Raw genomic sequence first — 16,793 nt, 5'->3', positions numbered from 1 at the left:
GGTCAGGCGTAAAGATTGGTCGCGCCGACCTTTTCGTGAATGCCGTTCACCGTGGCCTTGTCCAGCCCCAGCGCGGTCGCCAGCGAATGCAGGTATTCGGCCTCATTGCGGTTGTCGAAGTCGATGGCCATCAGCGACATCGTGTAGATCTGCGGACCCAGACCCTGCGGCACCTCCTTGGCAAGGGCGGCGGCGTCGACCGGGGCGGCCATCTGCTCGCGGATGAAGGCGCGTTCCTCATCGTCAAGCTCGCCCAGTTCGGCGGTCAGGCGGGCCTGTTCGGCCTCGTCGATCTTGCCGTCGGATTTCGCGGCCTGGATCATCGCGCGCAAGATCAGCCCGGCCACCGCATTCTGTTCCGGGGTGGGGGTGATCGAGGGCTCGCCACCATTGACCAGCGCGTCGTTCAGCACCTCGCCGAAGCTGGCGTCATTCGCGGGCTGAGAGTCCTTCTGCGCCAAGCCGCCAGCGGGCGTTCCAGCCTTGGCCTGTCCGCCGCCCAGAAGCTCGCCAAGGATGCCGCCAAGGCCACCAGCCGCAGCGCCGCCCGCAAGGATCTGGCCCAGACCGCCACCGGTGCCTGCACCTGCGCTGGTCGTGCCGCCGCCGCGCCCGGCGGTCAGTTGGTCAAGGATGCCGCCAAGGCCGCCGCTGGCACGCCCCGAGGGCGAATGCGCCCCACCATAGGGCGAGCCGCCGCCTGCGCCGGGCGCGCGACCGCCCAGAATCTGGCCAAGGATGTCGCCAAGACCGCCCGCACCGGTGCCAGCCCCGGCCTGACGGCCAGCAGCACCGCCGCTTTTGCCGACGATCTCATCAAGGATGCTGCCTGAAGGCGCGTTCCGGGCCTGGGTCGAGCCACCCGCCGCTCCGCCGCCCTGGGCATTCTTCATCATCGTACCGATACCCTTCGCCAGCATGATACCGGCCGCAACGCGGGCAAGTGATTTCATTAGGCTCATGTCGTCCTCCGACGTGAAAGGGCGCCCACCGCATAACGGGGCGCCATCCCCTGCTAAAGCCTGCTGGACCGGGCTTGGTTCCAAGCCGATTTCCTGACCCTGCGTTCATCGGTTTCGTTATCACGGCGCTGCTAGGCCACCCTTGATTTTTCCGCGCCACGATTATAAGTCGCGGCGGATGTTTCACGATGGGGCTGTCGCGCGGGTGGCCCCTCCGATAGGAGGCCATGATGGCAAAGGCAAAGTTTGAACGGAATAAGCCGCACGTCAACATCGGGACCATTGGTCACGTTGACCACGGCAAGACGACTCTGACGGCTGCGATCACCAAGTATTTTGGTGAATTCAAGGCCTATGACCAGATTGACGGTGCGCCGGAAGAGCGCGCTCGTGGCATCACGATCTCGACCGCGCACGTCGAGTACGAGTCGGAAGCGCGTCACTACGCGCACGTCGACTGCCCCGGCCACGCCGACTACGTCAAGAACATGATCACCGGTGCTGCCCAGATGGACGGCGCGATCCTGGTCGTGAACGCTGCTGACGGCCCGATGCCGCAGACGCGCGAGCACATCCTGCTGGGCCGTCAGGTCGGCATCCCCTACATGGTCGTCTATCTGAACAAGGTCGACCAGGTGGATGACGAAGAGCTGCTGGAACTGGTCGAGATGGAAGTGCGCGAGCTTCTGTCCTCCTATGACTACCCCGGCGATGACATTCCGATCATCAAGGGCTCGGCTCTGGCCGCAATGGAAGGCCGCGACCAAGCCATCGGCGAGGACTCGATCCGCGCTCTGATCGCTGCTGTCGACGAATACATCCCGACGCCCGAGCGCGCCATCGACCAGCCGTTCCTGCTGCCGATCGAAGACGTGTTCTCGATCTCGGGCCGCGGCACCGTTGTCACCGGCCGTATCGAGCGTGGCGCTGTCAACGTCGGCGACGAACTGGAAATCGTGGGCATCCGCGACACCAAGAAAACCACCTGCACCGGCGTGGAAATGTTCCGCAAGCTGCTGGATCGCGGGGAGGCTGGCGACAACGTCGGCGTTCTGCTGCGCGGCATCGACCGTGACGGCGTTGAGCGTGGCCAGGTTCTGGTGAAGCCGAAATCGGTGACCCCGCACACCCAGTTCGAAGCTGAAGCCTATATCCTGACCAAGGAAGAGGGTGGCCGTCACACGCCGTTCTTCGCCAACTACCGTCCGCAGTTCTACTTCCGCACCACGGACGTCACCGGCACCGTCAAGCTGCCGGAAGGCACCGAGATGGTGATGCCGGGCGACAACCTGAAGTTCGAAGTCGAACTGATCGCCCCGATCGCGATGGAAGAGAAGCTGCGCTTCGCCATCCGTGAAGGCGGCCGCACCGTCGGCGCCGGCGTTGTGTCGAAAATCCTGAAGTAATTCGGGACCGGGCTTTGCGTGGGGTGCGCTTAAGCACACCCTACGGGGGCCGGGGTAGGGTTCGCTTCAGCGCACCTTCACCAGATATCATCGGGTGATCCCCTCGGGGATATCGCGATGAGAGGGCCGTCCCGAAAGGGACGGCCTTTTCCTTTTTCGGCACCCTGGTGAAGCCGGATGGACAGGCGCGGGCAATGCCGACATCCTTGAAGGGACAGCAAAACCGCGCCGTCATCGGAATGGCCGGTTGCATGTCCGACAGGGAGGAAGACGCATGCCACAACGTCCCGCCGTCATTCTGGTCCATGGTTTCTGGGGAGGAGCCGCGCATTGGGCCAAGGTCATCATCGAGCTGCACAGGCGCGGCCATACCGACATCCACGCCGTCGAAAACCCGCTGACCTCGCTGGCCGATGATGTCGCGCGCACGCAGAAGATGGTCCGTCAGATCGACGGCCCCGTGCTGTTGGTCGGACATTCCTATGGCGGCGCCGTGATCACCGAGGCGGGCGATCTGCCCAATGTCGCGGGGCTGGTCTATGTAGCGGCCTTCGCCCCCGATGCTGGGGAAAGCCCAGGCGGCATCAGCCAGGCCAAACCGCCTGAGGCCTTCGCGAATATCGCGCCCGACAGCGACGGCTATCTGTGGGTGAAGCCCGAGAAATACCGCGAGAGCTTCTGTCAGGACCTGTCCGAGGACGAGGCGCTGGTCATGGCCGTGACGCAAAAGGCTCCGCTGGGCAGCACCTTTGGTGACGCGATCTCGGCCCCGGCATGGAAGGTTAAGCCAAGCTGGTATCAGATCTCGACCCTCGATCGGATGATCCATCCCGAGAACCAGCAGATGATGGCGGCGCGGATGAACCCCAAAGACACGATCAGCCTTGAGGCCAGCCATGCCTCATTGGCGTCGCAGCCGGGACGCATCGCCGATCTGATCGACATGGCGGTCGAGGGCACTGCTGGCTGAACCCGCGGTTCCATCGCTCCCGGCGGGGACATGCGCCCTGCCGGGCAAACTCCGCCGAATGTGGCGGCTACGCTGAACCGCGTCGCGGTTTCAGAGTTGTTCCCGCAGTTTGGGCTACCCGCAGGAGGACGGCATGGACGGCAATGGCAGAAGGAAGGCATCCGACTTTCACCCCCGCATTCTGGAAATCTTTGACGGCTACGTGCATGGCCGCATCAGCAAGCGCGACTTCATGGCGCAGGCCGCGCAATTCGCGACCGTGGGCATGACCGCCGCAGCGATCTTCGAGGCGCTCAAGCCCGATTATGCGCTGGCACAGCAGGTGCCGCCGGACGATCCGGCCATCCGCACCGAGACCGTCAGCTATGACAGCCCCGAGGGGAACGGCAAGATATCGGGCCTGATGGCGCGCCCGGCGCCCGCGCAGGGCAAACTGCCCGCGGTGCTGGTCGTCCACGAAAATCGCGGGCTGAACCCCTATATCGAGGATGTCGTGCGTCGTCTGGGCAAGGCGGGCTATCTGGCATTCGGGCCTGACGGGCTCAGTTCCGTCGGCGGCTATCCCGGAAATGACGAAAAGGGCCGCGAGATGCAGTCCAGCCTCGATCCGGCCAAGCTGATGGAGGACTTCTTCGCCGCCTATGAATTCCTGCGCGATCACCCCGATTCGACCGGCAAGGTAGGCTGCGTCGGCTTCTGCTATGGCGGGGGCGTGTGCAATGCGCTGGCCGTGGCCTATCCCGACCTGTCGGCTTCGGTCCCCTTCTATGGCCGCCAGCCGCGGCCCGAGGAGGTCGCGCGGATCAAGGCGCCCTTGCTGATCCATTACGCCGAGAATGACGAACGGGTGAACGCGGGCTGGCCGGACTATGAGGCAGCACTGAAAGCGGGTGGCAAGGAATACCAAGCCTTCATCTATCCTGGCACCCAGCACGGTTTCCACAATGACACCACGCCCCGCTACGATGAGGCGGCGGCGAAGCAGGCCTGGGACCGGACCTTGGCCTTCTTTGCCGAAAAGCTTGCCAACTGACACGTTCTGTCAGCAGTGCCCTGCCAGACTGGACCCTGCCGAAGTTTCGGCGGGGTTTCTGCGGAGGTGAGCGATGAAGACCTATCACGGTTCCTGCTTTTGCGGCGAGGTGCGCTTCGAGGCGGATGGCGATCTGGCCGAGGGCACGATGCGGTGCAATTGCAGCTTTTGCCGCAAGATGCGCTACTGGGAAATGCGTCTGTCCGACCCTGCCGGATTTCGCGTGACGGCGGGGCAGGAGCATCTGGCCGAGACGCCGCGACGAAATGGTGACGACATCGACATGCACCACCGCTTTTGCCTGCAATGCGGCACGCGGCTGTGGACCGAAGGCAATATCGCCGATCTGGGCGGGCGTTTCGTCATGGTCTGTGTCAGCGCGCTGGACGACGCGACCGAAGCGGAACTTATCGCCGCCCCGATCTATTATGCCGATGGCGCTCATGATGCCTGGTGGGACCCCGCGCCCGAAACGCGGCATCTGTAGCCCCCTTGCAAATTCGCTCGCGGCCATGAGACTGTGCCGCCGGGCGACGAGGGCGTCCGAAAATTCCACGAGGTTTGACATGTTCAGCTGGTTCGAAAGCCGGCTCGATCCCTATCCTGCCGATCCGCCGCGTATGCCGCCCAAGGGGCTGTGGCGATTCATCCTGCATTTTTCGCGGGGGGCATGGGGCTATATGCTGGCCATGTCGGCCTGCTCGGCGCTGATCGCGGTCTTCGAGGTGATTCTGTTCGGCTATATGGGCGATCTGGTCGATCGGCTGGCCGGGACCGGGCGGGATCAATTCTGGCAGATTGAGGGCGATCGGCTGCTGGCGATGGCGGCGATTCTTGTACTGGGCATTCCGCTGCTGCAGATCGTCTTCTCGCTGCTGATGCACCAGACGCTGATGGGCAACCTGCCGCAGCGCATCCGCTGGCAGGCGCATCGCTACCTGCTGCGCCAGTCGATGAGCTATTTTCAGGACGAATTCGCCGGGCGTATCGCCACCAAGCTGATGCAGACCGCCTTGGCCGTGCGCGAAGTGGCGATGAAGTTTCTGGACGTGCTGGTCTATGTCGGCGTGTATTTCCTGGGGGCGCTGGTGCTGGCGGCCTCGACCGATGGCTGGCTGGCCGTGCCCTTTGTCATGTGGGGCGTTCTTTACGGGCTGATGCTGTGGTGGCTGGTGCCGCTGATCGGTCGCGTCAGCGAGGCGCAGGCCGATGCCCGTGCCGTCATGACCGGCCGGGTCGTCGACAGCTATACCAATATCTCGACGGTGAAGCTGTTCTCGCACAGTTCGCGCGAGGAGGCTTATGTCCGCGACAGCATGGACGGGTTCCTGCAGACGGTGCATCGCCAGATGCGGCTGGCCTCGGTGCAGAACATCCTGCTGTCCTCGCTGAATTCGGGCCTGACCTTCTCGGTCACGGCGCTGGGGATCTGGCTGTGGACCCAAGGCCGGATCGAGGTGGGCGCAGTGGCGATTGCCATCCCGCTGGCGCTGCGACTGGGCAACATGTCGCATTGGATCATGTGGGAATTCGCCGGGCTCTTCGAAAATATCGGCACGGTGCGGGACGGTATCGGCTCACTGGCGCTGCCGCGCATGGTGACGGATGCGCCCGAGGCAAAGCCATTGGTGGTGACGCGCGGCGCGGTCGAGCTCCGCGATGTCACCTTCCGCTATGGCGATGCCGACGGCGGCAAGGGCACCACGGTTCTGGATCACCTAAGCCTGAACATCGCGCCGGGCGAACGGATCGGTCTGGTCGGGCGGTCAGGCGCGGGCAAGTCGACGCTGGTGAATCTGCTGCTGCGTTTCCACGACATCAGCGCGGGCCAGATCCTGATCGACGGTCAGGATGTCAGCCGCGTGACGCAGGAATCGCTGCGCGCGGCCATCGGGGTGGTGACACAGGACACCTCGCTGCTGCACCGCTCGATCCGGGACAATATCAGCTATGGCCGCCCGGACGCGAGCGAGACCGAAATCCTGCGCGCCGCCGATCTGGCCGAGGCCAGCGATTTCGTCGGAGCCTTGGGCGATTCGCAGGGCAGGCGGGGTCTGGATGCGCATGTTGGTGAGCGGGGGGTCAAGCTCTCGGGTGGCCAGCGTCAGCGCATTGCCATTGCCCGCGTGCTGCTGAAGGACGCCCCGATCCTTGTGCTGGACGAAGCGACCAGTGCCTTGGACAGCGAGGTCGAGGCCGCGATCCAGAGCCAGCTTGAATTGCTGATGCAGGGCAAGACCGTCATCGCCATCGCGCACAGGTTGTCGACCATTGCGCGGATGGACCGGCTGGTGGTCATGGACCGCGGCCGTATCGTCGAGCAGGGCAGTCATGACGAATTGCTGGTCCGCGGCGGCATTTATGCCGGGCTATGGGCGCGGCAGTCGGGTGGTTTTCTGGAAAGCGACGACAGTGACGTATCCGAGCCTGTCCGGGCAGAAATGCGCAAGGCCTAGGGTGTAGCAGACGGCGGTGGAAATGGCGCGGATCTGGCTTCATATCGGGATGATGAAGACGGGCACCTCCGCGCTGCAGGAATGGTTCGCGACGCATAAGGAGGTGCTGCTGGCGCAGCGGCTGCTTTATGTCTGGGTCAAGCCGAAGCTTCCTGCCAGCATGGTGCCGACGACGCCATGCTGGCCGCGATCCGGGCGCGGATCGAGCAGGTCCAGCCCGAAGATGTGCTGATCTCGGCCGAATCCTTCTCGTTGCACGGCCCGCAAGTGGCGGGGCCGCTGTTCGCGGCGCTGGCCGGGCGCTGATGAAGTGGCAGGAAGCCTACCCGCAGGCCGAAATCATCCCCCGCATCTATGAAGAAGCCGCGCCAGGACATGTGCCGGACAGCATTGCGGATATGCTGGCGGTGATGGGCCGGGCAGGGCTGGTGCCACAGGGAAGCGCCGGGCATCGCCGCAATGTCTTGCCCTGCGCCGAACTGGTCACGCATTACACCGGGATTTCGCGCGACGATGCCCGCGCCCTGCGACGCGCGAACCGGAAGCTAATGAGCTTGGCGAGGCGGCAGCCGGGCGCGGAGATCTGCTGTCGCAAGCACAGTCGGACCACATCCTTGCCCGTTTCGCGCCAAGGAATGAACGGCTGCGCAGCCGCTGGTTCCCCGAGCGGGCCACATTGTTCGCCGAGGACGCGACCGCCGATACCCAAGGCGCCGACAGCGTCGAACTGCCACAACGCTTCGACCAACTTTTCCGGGGCGAGGGTGGCAAGGATTAGCCCTTCGGCCCGGCACCCGGAAAAGATTGTGGAAATCTGCTGCGATCCGCATCGGACCCCGGAAACCGCCTTGACGACCCGAAGCGCAGGCCATATTGGGTTCCTCGATCTAGGGGTTTAGCTCAGTTGGTAGAGCATCGGTCTCCAAAACCGAGGGTCGTGGGTTCGAGTCCCCCAACCCCTGCCAGGTCTTCCGATCATCGTCATGTGTCACCACCCAGCCTCCGGCTGGACCGTGCCATGCCATGATCGCTACCACATCCACCCGAGAAAACGTGAACCGCCTGACCTTGTCAGCACGGACGCGACGCGACAGAATCGTCCTGTTTGCAAGTGCAGTATTTGAACTGCCTTCGATCCCATGGGCGGAGCGGATGCGGGCATGTCGGAATATCCGTCCCGGTCATTCGCGGGACGCAGCGAAAGGACGGCCGGATTGCTGAGCCTCCATCTGGGCGCGCACAAGACCGCCTCGACCCATCTTCAACAATCTCTGCGTCAGGTCCGGGAAGAGCTGGGGCAGGGCGGGCTGTGCTATGCCGGGCCCAAGACCCTGCGCGCGATGACCCTGGCCGAGGCGCTGGAAAGGGGCGGGGCCAGTCGTCCTGCACGGGAATGCCGGCAGGCCATGTCCGAACTGGCCGCGAATCATGCGCAGTTGTTGTTGTCCGAGGAAAACATCCTGGGCGGCACCCGCCGCTACAACATGATCGCGGAGAATGGCGTGCTCTATCCCCATGCCGGTCGGCGGGTGCGGCAGGTGATCCAGATGGCCGGGCGCGGTAATGCCACGCTGTTCCTGTCTCTGCGCGATCCGGCGGCCTATAACCAGTCGGCCTTTGCGCTGCAGGTCTCACTGGGAAATGAAATCGAGCTTGATCCGTGGCTGCATGGCCGCGACCCGACAAGGGTGCGCTGGTCGGGTCTGGTGAAACGGCTGGCCGCGATCGATTCTGTCGACCGGATCGTGATCTGGCGCTATGAGGACTACCGCGAATTGCGGCCCCGCGTGCTGGAACTGATGCTGGGCGAGGAACTGGCCGCGCTGATCCCCGAATTGCCGCCATCGAATGTCAGTCTGACGCAGGCGGGCTATGACTGGTTTCGCAAGCGCGCGATGGCCGATAGCGAGGAAGATCTGCGTGTGCTGGTCCGACGGGCGCAGCGCCGCTTCAGCCGGGATGCCGGCCATGCACCGCTGCAATTGTTCGACGATGAGGTTCGCGCCCGCTCGGCGCTGATGTACGCGCGTGAGGTCTCGTTGGTGCGGGCAACCGAAAAGGTGCAGTTCCTTGATCCGTGACAGCGGCAATCGCAAAGCCCGGACCGGTTCCGGCTTGAAAATCCGCCGCGCCCGGTCTATCTGACGCGCTGCATGACCAAAGGGATCAACATGGCCAACCCCGTCCAGTTCATCAGCCAGGTGCGCGCCGAAGTCGGCAAGATCAGCTGGCCCACCCGCCGTGAGGTGGTCACCACGACGATCATGGTTCTGATCATGGCGACGCTGGCCTCGATCTTCTTTTTTCTTGTCGATCTGGCGATCAAGTCGGGTCTGGCAGGCATCCTGAGCGTCGTCGGTAGCTGAGGTCTTGCATTACAGGGCAGGGGGCGCTATGTGCTTGCGACCTGCCCGTGACGCGGCGTGCATCGATTCGGTCGTGCGCGCCGATTTCAATTTGAGCTGGTGTCGTTTGAAATGGCGTCTGGTTCTTGGGCGGAATTTGAATTGAAGGGTCTGGCGCAAGCCGGCCTGGAGTAAACAGGGGTCGATCGAGACATGGCAAAGCGTTGGTATTCGGTCAGCGTCCTGTCGAACTTTGAGAAGAAGGTCGCTGAGGCGATTCGCCAGGCTGCTGCTGAAAAGGGTCTCGAGGACGAGATCGACGAGGTTCTGGTCCCCACCGAAGAGGTGATCGAGATCCGTCGCGGCAAGAAGGTGACCTCTGAGCGCCGCTTCATGCCGGGCTATGTGCTGGTTCACATGGATCTGTCGGACCGGACCTACCACCTGGTCAACTCGATCAACCGAGTGACGGGTTTCCTTGGTGCGCATGGCAAGCCGATGCCGATGCGCGACGAAGAGGTGAACACGATTCTGCATCGCACCGGCGAGGGTGGGGTCGAGGTTGCACCGCGCAACCTGATCCGCTTCGATGTGGGCGAGAAGGTGAACGTGACCGACGGGCCCTTCGAGGGCTTCTCGGGGATGGTCGAAGAGGTGGATGAGGTCTCGAGCCGCATCAAGGTCACCGTTTCGATCTTTGGCCGGCCGACGCCGGTCGAGCTGGAATTCACGCAGGTCTCCAAGACCGCGTGATGTCATGCGGGAGGCGCAAGCCGTCGAACCGCTAAGTCTGCCCGCAAGGGCGTGATGATAAGGAGAAGGCCAGATGGCCAAGAAAGTTGTCGGCAGCCTCAAGCTGCAAATCAAGGCGGGTCAAGCCAACCCGTCCCCGCCGGTCGGCCCCGCACTGGGTCAGCGCGGCATCAACATCATGGAATTCTGCAAGGCGTTCAACGCCAAGACGCAGGAAATGGAACCCGGTTCGCCGGTTCCGGTCGTGATCACCTATTACGCCGATAAATCCTTCACCTTCGAAACGAAGACCGCTCCGGCCTCGTTCCTGCTGAAGAAAGCCGCTGGCCTGAAGCCGGTCGGCAAGCGCAACCGCGCCAAGGGTTCGGACAAACCCGGCCGCACGGTCGCAGGCACCGTGACCGCGAAACAAGTTCGCGAGATCGCCGAAGCCAAGATGAAGGACCTTTCCGCGAACGATATCGAAGCCGCGATGCAGATCATCGTTGGTTCGGCCCGTTCGATCGGTATCGAGGTGAAAGGCTAAGTCATGGCAAAAGTCTCGAAAAACAAAGCCGCCGCTCGCGCCGCTTTCGAAGGCAAATCGGCTCTTTCGGTTGAAGAAGCTGTCGCGCTGGTGAAGGCCAACGTCAAAGCGAAATTCGACGAAACCGTTGAAATCGCGCTGAACCTGGGCGTCGACCCGCGTCACGCCGACCAGATGGTTCGTGGCGTTGTCACCCTGCCGAACGGCACGGGCAAGCACGTTCGCGTCGCTGTCTTCGCTCGTGGCCCGAAAGCTGACGAAGCGAAAGCCGCTGGCGCCGAGATCGTCGGTGCAGAAGACCTGCTGGAGACCATCCAGTCGGGCAAGATCGAATTCGATCGCTGCATCGCCACCCCGGACATGATGCCGCTGGTCGGCCGTCTGGGCAAAATCCTTGGCCCGCGCAACCTGATGCCGAACCCCAAAGTCGGCACGGTGACGATGGACGTTAAATCGGCCGTCGAAGCTGCCAAGGGTGGCGAAGTCCAGTTCAAGGCTGAAAAAGCCGGTGTCGTTCACGCTGGTGTTGGTAAGGCTTCGTTCGATGCCGCCAAACTGGCCGAGAACATCCGCGCTTTCGTCGACGCCGTGAACCGTGCGAAGCCGTCGGGCGCCAAAGGCACCTACCTGAAGAAGGTCTCGATCAGCTCGACCATGGGTCCGGGCGTGTCGCTGGACCTGGCTTCGGCCGCCGCTCAGTAAGCGGCATGAGTTTCGCCGGAGCAATCCGGCGGATGGCGGGGCAGCGATGCCCCGTCCTGTCCGAGACGGAGGGTGCAGGGCGACCTGCTTAATTTCCTTCCTGAGATGGGATCAAGACCATTTTCCGAAGGTTTCTTCGGGGGATCTTGGACCGTCACGGACCGGTTCAGTCGCTGTTCGAGCGGCTGGATAGTTGAGCCGGGGGGAAACCCCCACACTTGGAGTGAAACCGTGGATAGAGCGCAAAAAGAGCAGCTGGTCGATGAACTCGGCCAAATCTTTGAAGCCTCTGGCGTCGTGGTGGTTGCCCACTACGAAGGAATGACGGTTGCCCAAATGCAGGACCTGCGCGCGCAAATGCGTGAAGCTGGCGGGTCCGTTCGCGTTGCCAAGAACAGGCTCGCCAAGATCGCCCTGGATGGAAAGCCTTGCGCAAGCATCGCCGACTATCTGACGGGTATGACCGTGCTCGCCTATTCCGAAGATCCCGTGGCTGCTGCCCGGATCGCGGATAAATACGCCAAGGCTAACGACAAGTTCGTGATCCTGGGCGGTGCGATGGGTGACACGGCCCTTGACCCGGCTGGTGTGAAAGCCGTGGCCCAGATGCCGTCGCGTGAAGAGCTTATCGCTTCGATCGTGTCCTGCATCGGTGCCCCTGCTTCGAACATCGCGGGCGCGATCGGCGCACCTGCCAGCAACATCGCGAGCATCCTCACGACTCTGGAAGAGCGTGAGGCCGCTTAAGGCAAACCCATTCCCTCGTAGGGTCGAACACCCATCGTTGGAACATTTAGTGAAAGAACGGAAAAATGGCTGATCTGAAAAAACTCGCCGAAGAAATCGTGGGCCTGACCCTGCTGCAAGCCCAGGAACTGAAAACCATCCTGAAAGACGAATACGGCATCGAGCCGGCTGCTGGTGGCGCCGTCATGGTTGCCGGTCCGGCTGCAGCTGCTGAAGCAGTTGAAGAGAAAACCGAATTCGACGTCGTCCTGGTTGACGCCGGCGCGAACAAGATCAACGTGATCAAAGAAGTTCGCGGCATCACCGGTCTGGGCCTGAAAGAAGCCAAAGACCTGGTCGAAGCCGGTGGCAAAGTCAAAGAAGGCGCTTCGAAAGCCGACGCCGAAGAAATGAAGAAAAAGCTCGAAGCGGCTGGCGCCAAGGTCGAGCTGAAGTAATTGGCCTTAACAGGCCGATTCATTTCGGATGAAATGGGCAGGGTCCGGGCTTTCCCGGTCCCTGCCGAACCTGTCTTGAAGGACGGTTTCGGAAGAAATCGCAGGAGACCTTCCTTCAGGGCATGTTCGGGGTTCGGGAGCCGCGCGGTGGGACGCGAGGCACGAATGGAACCCCGCCCCTCATTCGCCGCCTTGCGCCGGTCGGGCCCCGACGACCGCTGCAAGCGAAAGACGAAAGGTTAGACCCTCTATGGCGCAAGCTTATGTCGGCCAGAAACGCATCCGGCGTTATTATGGCAATATCCGCGAAGTCCTGGAAATGCCGAACCTCATCGAGGTTCAGAAATCCTCTTACGACCTGTTCCTGCGGTCGGGCGAGGCCGAGGGCCATCAGGACGGCGAGGGCATCAACGGTGTTTTCCAATCGGTATTCCCGATCAAGGACTTCAACGAGACCGCGACGCTCGAATTCGTGAAATACGAACTCGAACGCCCCAAATACGACGTTGACGAGTGCCAGGCCCGCGACATGACCTATGCCGCGCCGCTCAAGGTCACCCTGCGTCTGATCGTGTTCGATGTCGACGAGAACTCGGGCGCGAAGTCCGTCAAGGACATCAAGGAACAAGACGTCTACATGGGCGACATGCCCCTGATGACCCAGAACGGGACGTTCATCGTGAACGGCACCGAGCGCGTCGTCGTGTCGCAGATGCACCGCTCGCCCGGCGTGTTCTTCGACCATGACCGCGGCAAGACCCACTCCTCGGGCAAGCTGCTGTTCGCCTGCCGCATCATTCCCTATCGCGGCTCGTGGCTGGACTTCGAATTCGACGCCAAGGACCTGGTGTTCGCGCGCATCGACCGCCGCCGCAAACTGCCGGTGACGACTCTGCTCTATGCGCTTGGCATGGATCAGGAAGGTATCATGGATGCCTTCTATGACACCGTCGACTACAAGCTGCAGCGCGCTGGCAAAGGTCAGGACGCGGGCTGGGTCACCAAGTTCTTCCCCGAGCGCGTGCGCGGCACCCGTCCGACCTATGATCTGGTGAATGCCGATACCGGCGAAGTCATCACCAAGGCCGGCGAAAAGGTCACCCCGCGTCTGGTCAAGCAGCTGGCCGAGAAGGGCCCGCTCAATCTGCTGCTGCCGTTCGAAAAGATCGTCGGCCGCTTTGTCGCCAAGGATATCGTCAATGACGATACTGGCTTCATCTATGCCGAGGCCGGTGACGAGATCACCCTTGAATACGGTCGCGACGGCGAGATCTCGGGCGGTCTGCTGAAGGTCCTGATGGACAACGGCATCACCGAGATCCCGGTTCTGGACATCGACCACGTCAATGTCGGTCCCTATATCCGCAACACCATGGCGGCGGATAAGAACATGAGCCGCGATGGCGCGCTGATGGACATCTACCGCGTGATGCGTCCGGGTGAGCCGCCGACCGTCGAGGCTGCATCGACCCTGTTCGACAGCTTGTTCTTTGACAGCGAGCGCTACGACCTTTCGGCCGTGGGTCGCGTCAAGATGAACATGCGCCTTGATCTGGATGCGCCGGACACCCAGCGCACCCTGCGCAAGGACGACATCAAGGCCTGTATCCGTGGCCTGGTCGAACTGCGCGACGGCAAGGGCGAGATCGACGACATCGACCACCTCGGCAACCGCCGGGTGCGCTCGGTCGGCGAGCTGATGGAGAACCAGTACCGCATCGGTCTGCTCCGCATGGAGCGTGCCATCCGCGAACGCATGTCTGGCGTCGAGATCGACACCGTCATGCCGCAGGACCTGATCAACGCCAAACCGGCGGCTGCTGCCGTCCGCGAATTCTTCGGCTCGTCGCAGCTGTCGCAGTTCATGGACCAGACCAACCCGCTGTCGGAAGTGACGCACAAGCGTCGTCTGTCGGCGCTTGGGCCGGGCGGTCTGACGCGTGAGCGTGCAGGCTTCGAGGTTCGCGACGTTCACCCGACCCACTATGGCCGGATGTGCCCGATTGAGACGCCGGAAGGTCAGAACATCGGTCTGATCAACTCGCTGGCCACTTTCGCCCGCGTGAACAAATACGGCTTCATCGAGACCCCGTATCGCAAGGTCATCGAAGGTCACGTCACCGATGACGTGGTCTACATGTCCGCGACCGAGGAAATGCGTCACACCGTGGCTCAGGCCAACGCGACGCTGGACGAGAACGGCAAGTTCGTTGACGAGCTGATTTCGACCCGCCAAGCCGGTGACTTCATGCTGAACCCGGTCGATGCCGTCGATCTGATCGACGTGTCGCCCAAACAGCTGGTCTCGGTCGCTGCGGCGCTGATCCCGTTCCTTGAGAACGACGACGCCAACCGCGCGCTGATGGGCTCGAACATGCAACGTCAGGCGGTTCCGCTGCTGCGTGCCGAGGCGCCGTTCGTCGGCACCGGCATGGAAGCGACGGTTGCGCGCGATTCCGGGGCGGCCATCATGGCCCGTCGCGGCGGCATCATCGACCAGGTCGATGCGCAGCGTATCGTTGTGCGTGCGACCGAGGATCTGGGTGCGGGCGATGCCGGCGTCGACATCTATCGTCTGCGCAAGTTCAAGCGTTCGAACCAGTCCTCGACCATCAACCAGCGTCCCATCGTCAAGGTGGGTGACTCGGTGGTCAAGAACCAGGTCATCGCCGACGGTCCCTCGACCGATCAGGGTGAACTGGCCATCGGCCGGAACGTGGTCGTCGCGTTCATGCCGTGGAACGGCTACAACTACGAAGACTCGATCCTGATCTCGGAGCGTATCCACCGCGACGACGTGTTCACCTCGATCCATATCGACGAATACGAAGTGGCGGCCCGCGACACGAAACTGGGGCCGGAAGAGATCACCCGCGACATCCCGAACGTCGGTGAAGAAGCGCTGCGCAACCTCGACGAGGCTGGCATCGTTTACATCGGCGCCGAGGTTGGCCCGGGTGACATCCTGGTCGGCAAGATCACCCCGAAAGGTGAATCGCCGATGACGCCGGAAGAAAAGCTTCTGCGCGCCATCTTCGGTGAGAAGGCTTCGGACGTCCGCGACACCTCGCTGCGTCTGCCGCCGGGTGCTTACGGCACGATCGTCGAGGTCCGCGTCTTCAACCGTCACGGCGTCGACAAAGACGAGCGTGCGCTGCAGATCGAGCGCGAGGAAGTCGAACGTCTGGCCCGTGACCGGGACGACGAGCTGGCGATCCTTGAGCGCAACATCTATGCGCGTCTGAAAACGCTGATCATGGGCCGCGAAGTGGTCAAGGGTCCGAAGGGCATCAAGTCCGGTTCGGCCGTCAATGACGACCTGCTGGGCCAGTTGAGCCGCGGTCAGTGGTGGCAGCTTGCCGTCGCTGACGAAGAGACCGCCAAGGAAGTCGAAGCGCTGAACCAGCAATTCGACATGCTGAAGCGTGCTCTGGACAACCGCTTCGACGACAAGGTCGAGAAGGTCCGTCAGGGCGACGATCTGCCCCCGGGCGTCATGAAGATGGTCAAGGTCTTTGTCGCCGTGAAGCGCAAGCTGCAGGCGGGCGACAAGATGGCCGGTCGTCACGGCAACAAGGGTGTGGTGTCCAAGGTCGTTCCGATCGAGGACATGCCGTTCCTGGCCGATGGTACCCCGGTCGACCTGGTGCTGAACCCGCTGGGCGTGCCGTCGCGCATGAACGTCGGTCAGATCCTTGAAACCCACATGGGCTGGGCTTCGCGCGGTCTGGGCATCAAGATCGACGAGGCTCTGGAAGATTATCGCCGCAATGGCGACATGACTCCGGTCCGTGAGGCGATGAAGAACGGTTATGGCGACGAGTTGTACGCCCAGCAGTTCGAGACTCTGGACGACGAGACCCTGCGTGAGCATGCAAATGCCGTTCGCGGCGGTGTTCCGATCGCCACGCCCGTCTTCGACGGTGCAAAAGAGGCGGACGTGAACGACGCGCTGCGTCGTGCCGGTTTCGACACCTCGGGTCAGTCGGTCGTGTTCGATGGCCGCTCGGGTGAGCAATTCGCCCGTAAGGTCACCGTCGGGGCGAAATACGTCCTGAAGCTGCATCACCTTGTCGACGACAAGATGCACGCCCGTTCGACCGGTCCGTACTCGCTAGTCACGCAGCAGCCGCTGGGTGGTAAGGCGCAGTTCGGTGGTCAGCGTCTGGGTGAGATGGAGGTCTGGGCCCTTGAGGCATATGGCGCCGCCTACACCCTGCAAGAGATGCTGACGGTGAAGTCGGATGACGTGGCTGGCCGGACCAAAGTCTATGAGAGCATCGTGAAGGGCGAGGACAACTTCGAAGCCGGCGTGCCGGAATCGTTCAACGTTCTGGTCAAGGAGGTCCGGGGTCTGGGCCTCAACATGGAACTCCTGGATGCGGAGGACGAGGAGTGACGTCACCCTCGTAGGGTGCGCTTAAGCGCACCCTACGGGAGCACGTCACCCATCCCC

At 62.6% G+C, this 16,793-nt stretch carries 15 protein-coding genes and 1 tRNA gene; 15 read left to right on the top strand and 1 reads right to left on the bottom strand.

What is annotated here, in order from left to right:
- Window positions 1–2: 2 nt before the first annotated feature.
- The gene (locus tag GL300_RS06385) at window positions 3–962 is read right to left on the bottom strand and encodes a DUF533 domain-containing protein (RefSeq protein WP_155038780.1); all 960 of its coding nucleotides are present in this window, start codon (window positions 960–962) and stop codon (window positions 3–5) included.
- Window positions 963–1,192: 230 nt separating this feature from the next.
- Between GL300_RS06385 and tuf the strand changes: the two genes are divergently transcribed.
- The 15 genes from tuf to rpoB all read left to right on the top strand — a co-directional run bounded on the left by tuf (window position 1,193) and on the right by rpoB (window position 16,736).
- On the top strand, window positions 1,193–2,368 hold the full coding sequence (tuf, locus tag GL300_RS06380; protein WP_155038779.1) for an elongation factor Tu: 1,176 nt from the start codon (window positions 1,193–1,195) through the stop codon (window positions 2,366–2,368).
- A 274-nt stretch (window positions 2,369–2,642) separates the two neighbouring features.
- The gene (locus GL300_RS06375) at window positions 2,643–3,338 is read left to right on the top strand and encodes an alpha/beta hydrolase (protein WP_155038778.1); all 696 of its coding nucleotides are present in this window, start codon (window positions 2,643–2,645) and stop codon (window positions 3,336–3,338) included.
- Window positions 3,339–3,471: 133 nt separating this feature from the next.
- The gene (yghX, locus tag GL300_RS06370) at window positions 3,472–4,371 is read left to right on the top strand and encodes a YghX family hydrolase (protein WP_155038777.1); all 900 of its coding nucleotides are present in this window, start codon (window positions 3,472–3,474) and stop codon (window positions 4,369–4,371) included.
- Between the two features lie 73 nt (window positions 4,372–4,444).
- Window positions 4,445–4,858, top strand: coding sequence for a GFA family protein (locus tag GL300_RS06365; protein ID WP_155038776.1), 414 nt, complete (start codon window positions 4,445–4,447; stop codon window positions 4,856–4,858).
- 79 nt (window positions 4,859–4,937) lie between these two features.
- Window positions 4,938–6,827 (top strand): ABC transporter ATP-binding protein, encoded by a 1,890-nt coding sequence (locus GL300_RS06360; protein ID WP_155038775.1) that lies wholly within the window; start codon window positions 4,938–4,940, stop codon window positions 6,825–6,827.
- Window positions 6,828–7,004: 177 nt separating this feature from the next.
- Window positions 7,005–7,133 (top strand): hypothetical protein, encoded by a 129-nt coding sequence (locus GL300_RS27050; RefSeq protein ID WP_281353110.1) that lies wholly within the window; start codon window positions 7,005–7,007, stop codon window positions 7,131–7,133.
- A 583-nt stretch (window positions 7,134–7,716) separates the two neighbouring features.
- A tRNA-Trp gene (locus GL300_RS06355) sits at window positions 7,717–7,792 on the top strand.
- Window positions 7,793–8,041: 249 nt separating this feature from the next.
- Window positions 8,042–8,908 (top strand): hypothetical protein, encoded by an 867-nt coding sequence (locus tag GL300_RS06350; RefSeq protein WP_155038774.1) that lies wholly within the window; start codon window positions 8,042–8,044, stop codon window positions 8,906–8,908.
- Window positions 8,909–8,998: 90 nt separating this feature from the next.
- Window positions 8,999–9,193 carry a preprotein translocase subunit SecE gene (gene secE / locus GL300_RS06345; protein ID WP_155038773.1) on the top strand — a complete coding sequence of 65 codons (195 nt, stop codon included), beginning with the start codon at window positions 8,999–9,001 and terminating at the stop codon, window positions 9,191–9,193.
- A gap of 192 nt (window positions 9,194–9,385) precedes the next feature.
- Window positions 9,386–9,925: a transcription termination/antitermination protein NusG gene (gene nusG / locus GL300_RS06340; protein WP_155038772.1), complete on the top strand. Its 540-nt coding sequence runs from the start codon at window positions 9,386–9,388 to the stop codon at window positions 9,923–9,925.
- Window positions 9,926–9,998: 73 nt separating this feature from the next.
- Window positions 9,999–10,451 (top strand): 50S ribosomal protein L11, encoded by a 453-nt coding sequence (gene rplK, locus GL300_RS06335; protein WP_155038771.1) that lies wholly within the window; start codon window positions 9,999–10,001, stop codon window positions 10,449–10,451.
- A gap of 3 nt (window positions 10,452–10,454) precedes the next feature.
- A complete protein-coding gene (gene rplA / locus GL300_RS06330; RefSeq protein ID WP_155038770.1) occupies window positions 10,455–11,153 on the top strand; it encodes a 50S ribosomal protein L1 in 699 nt (232 codons plus the stop codon).
- Between the two features lie 231 nt (window positions 11,154–11,384).
- The gene (rplJ, locus tag GL300_RS06325; RefSeq protein ID WP_192336076.1) at window positions 11,385–11,900 is read left to right on the top strand and encodes a 50S ribosomal protein L10; all 516 of its coding nucleotides are present in this window, start codon (window positions 11,385–11,387) and stop codon (window positions 11,898–11,900) included.
- 65 nt (window positions 11,901–11,965) lie between these two features.
- The gene (gene rplL / locus GL300_RS06320) at window positions 11,966–12,337 is read left to right on the top strand and encodes a 50S ribosomal protein L7/L12 (RefSeq protein ID WP_155038769.1); all 372 of its coding nucleotides are present in this window, start codon (window positions 11,966–11,968) and stop codon (window positions 12,335–12,337) included.
- Between the two features lie 250 nt (window positions 12,338–12,587).
- Window positions 12,588–16,736 carry a DNA-directed RNA polymerase subunit beta gene (gene rpoB / locus GL300_RS06315; protein ID WP_155038768.1) on the top strand — a complete coding sequence of 1,383 codons (4,149 nt, stop codon included), beginning with the start codon at window positions 12,588–12,590 and terminating at the stop codon, window positions 16,734–16,736.
- The last annotated feature ends 57 nt before the right edge of the window (window positions 16,737–16,793 follow it).

It is taken from the genome of Paracoccus litorisediminis, assembly GCF_009711205.1.
In the GTDB taxonomy this organism is placed as follows: Bacteria; Pseudomonadota; Alphaproteobacteria; order Rhodobacterales; family Rhodobacteraceae; genus Paracoccus; species Paracoccus litorisediminis.
The sequence above is the reverse complement of the archived record's forward strand: the minus strand, read 5'-3'. Positions and strand labels throughout refer to the sequence as shown.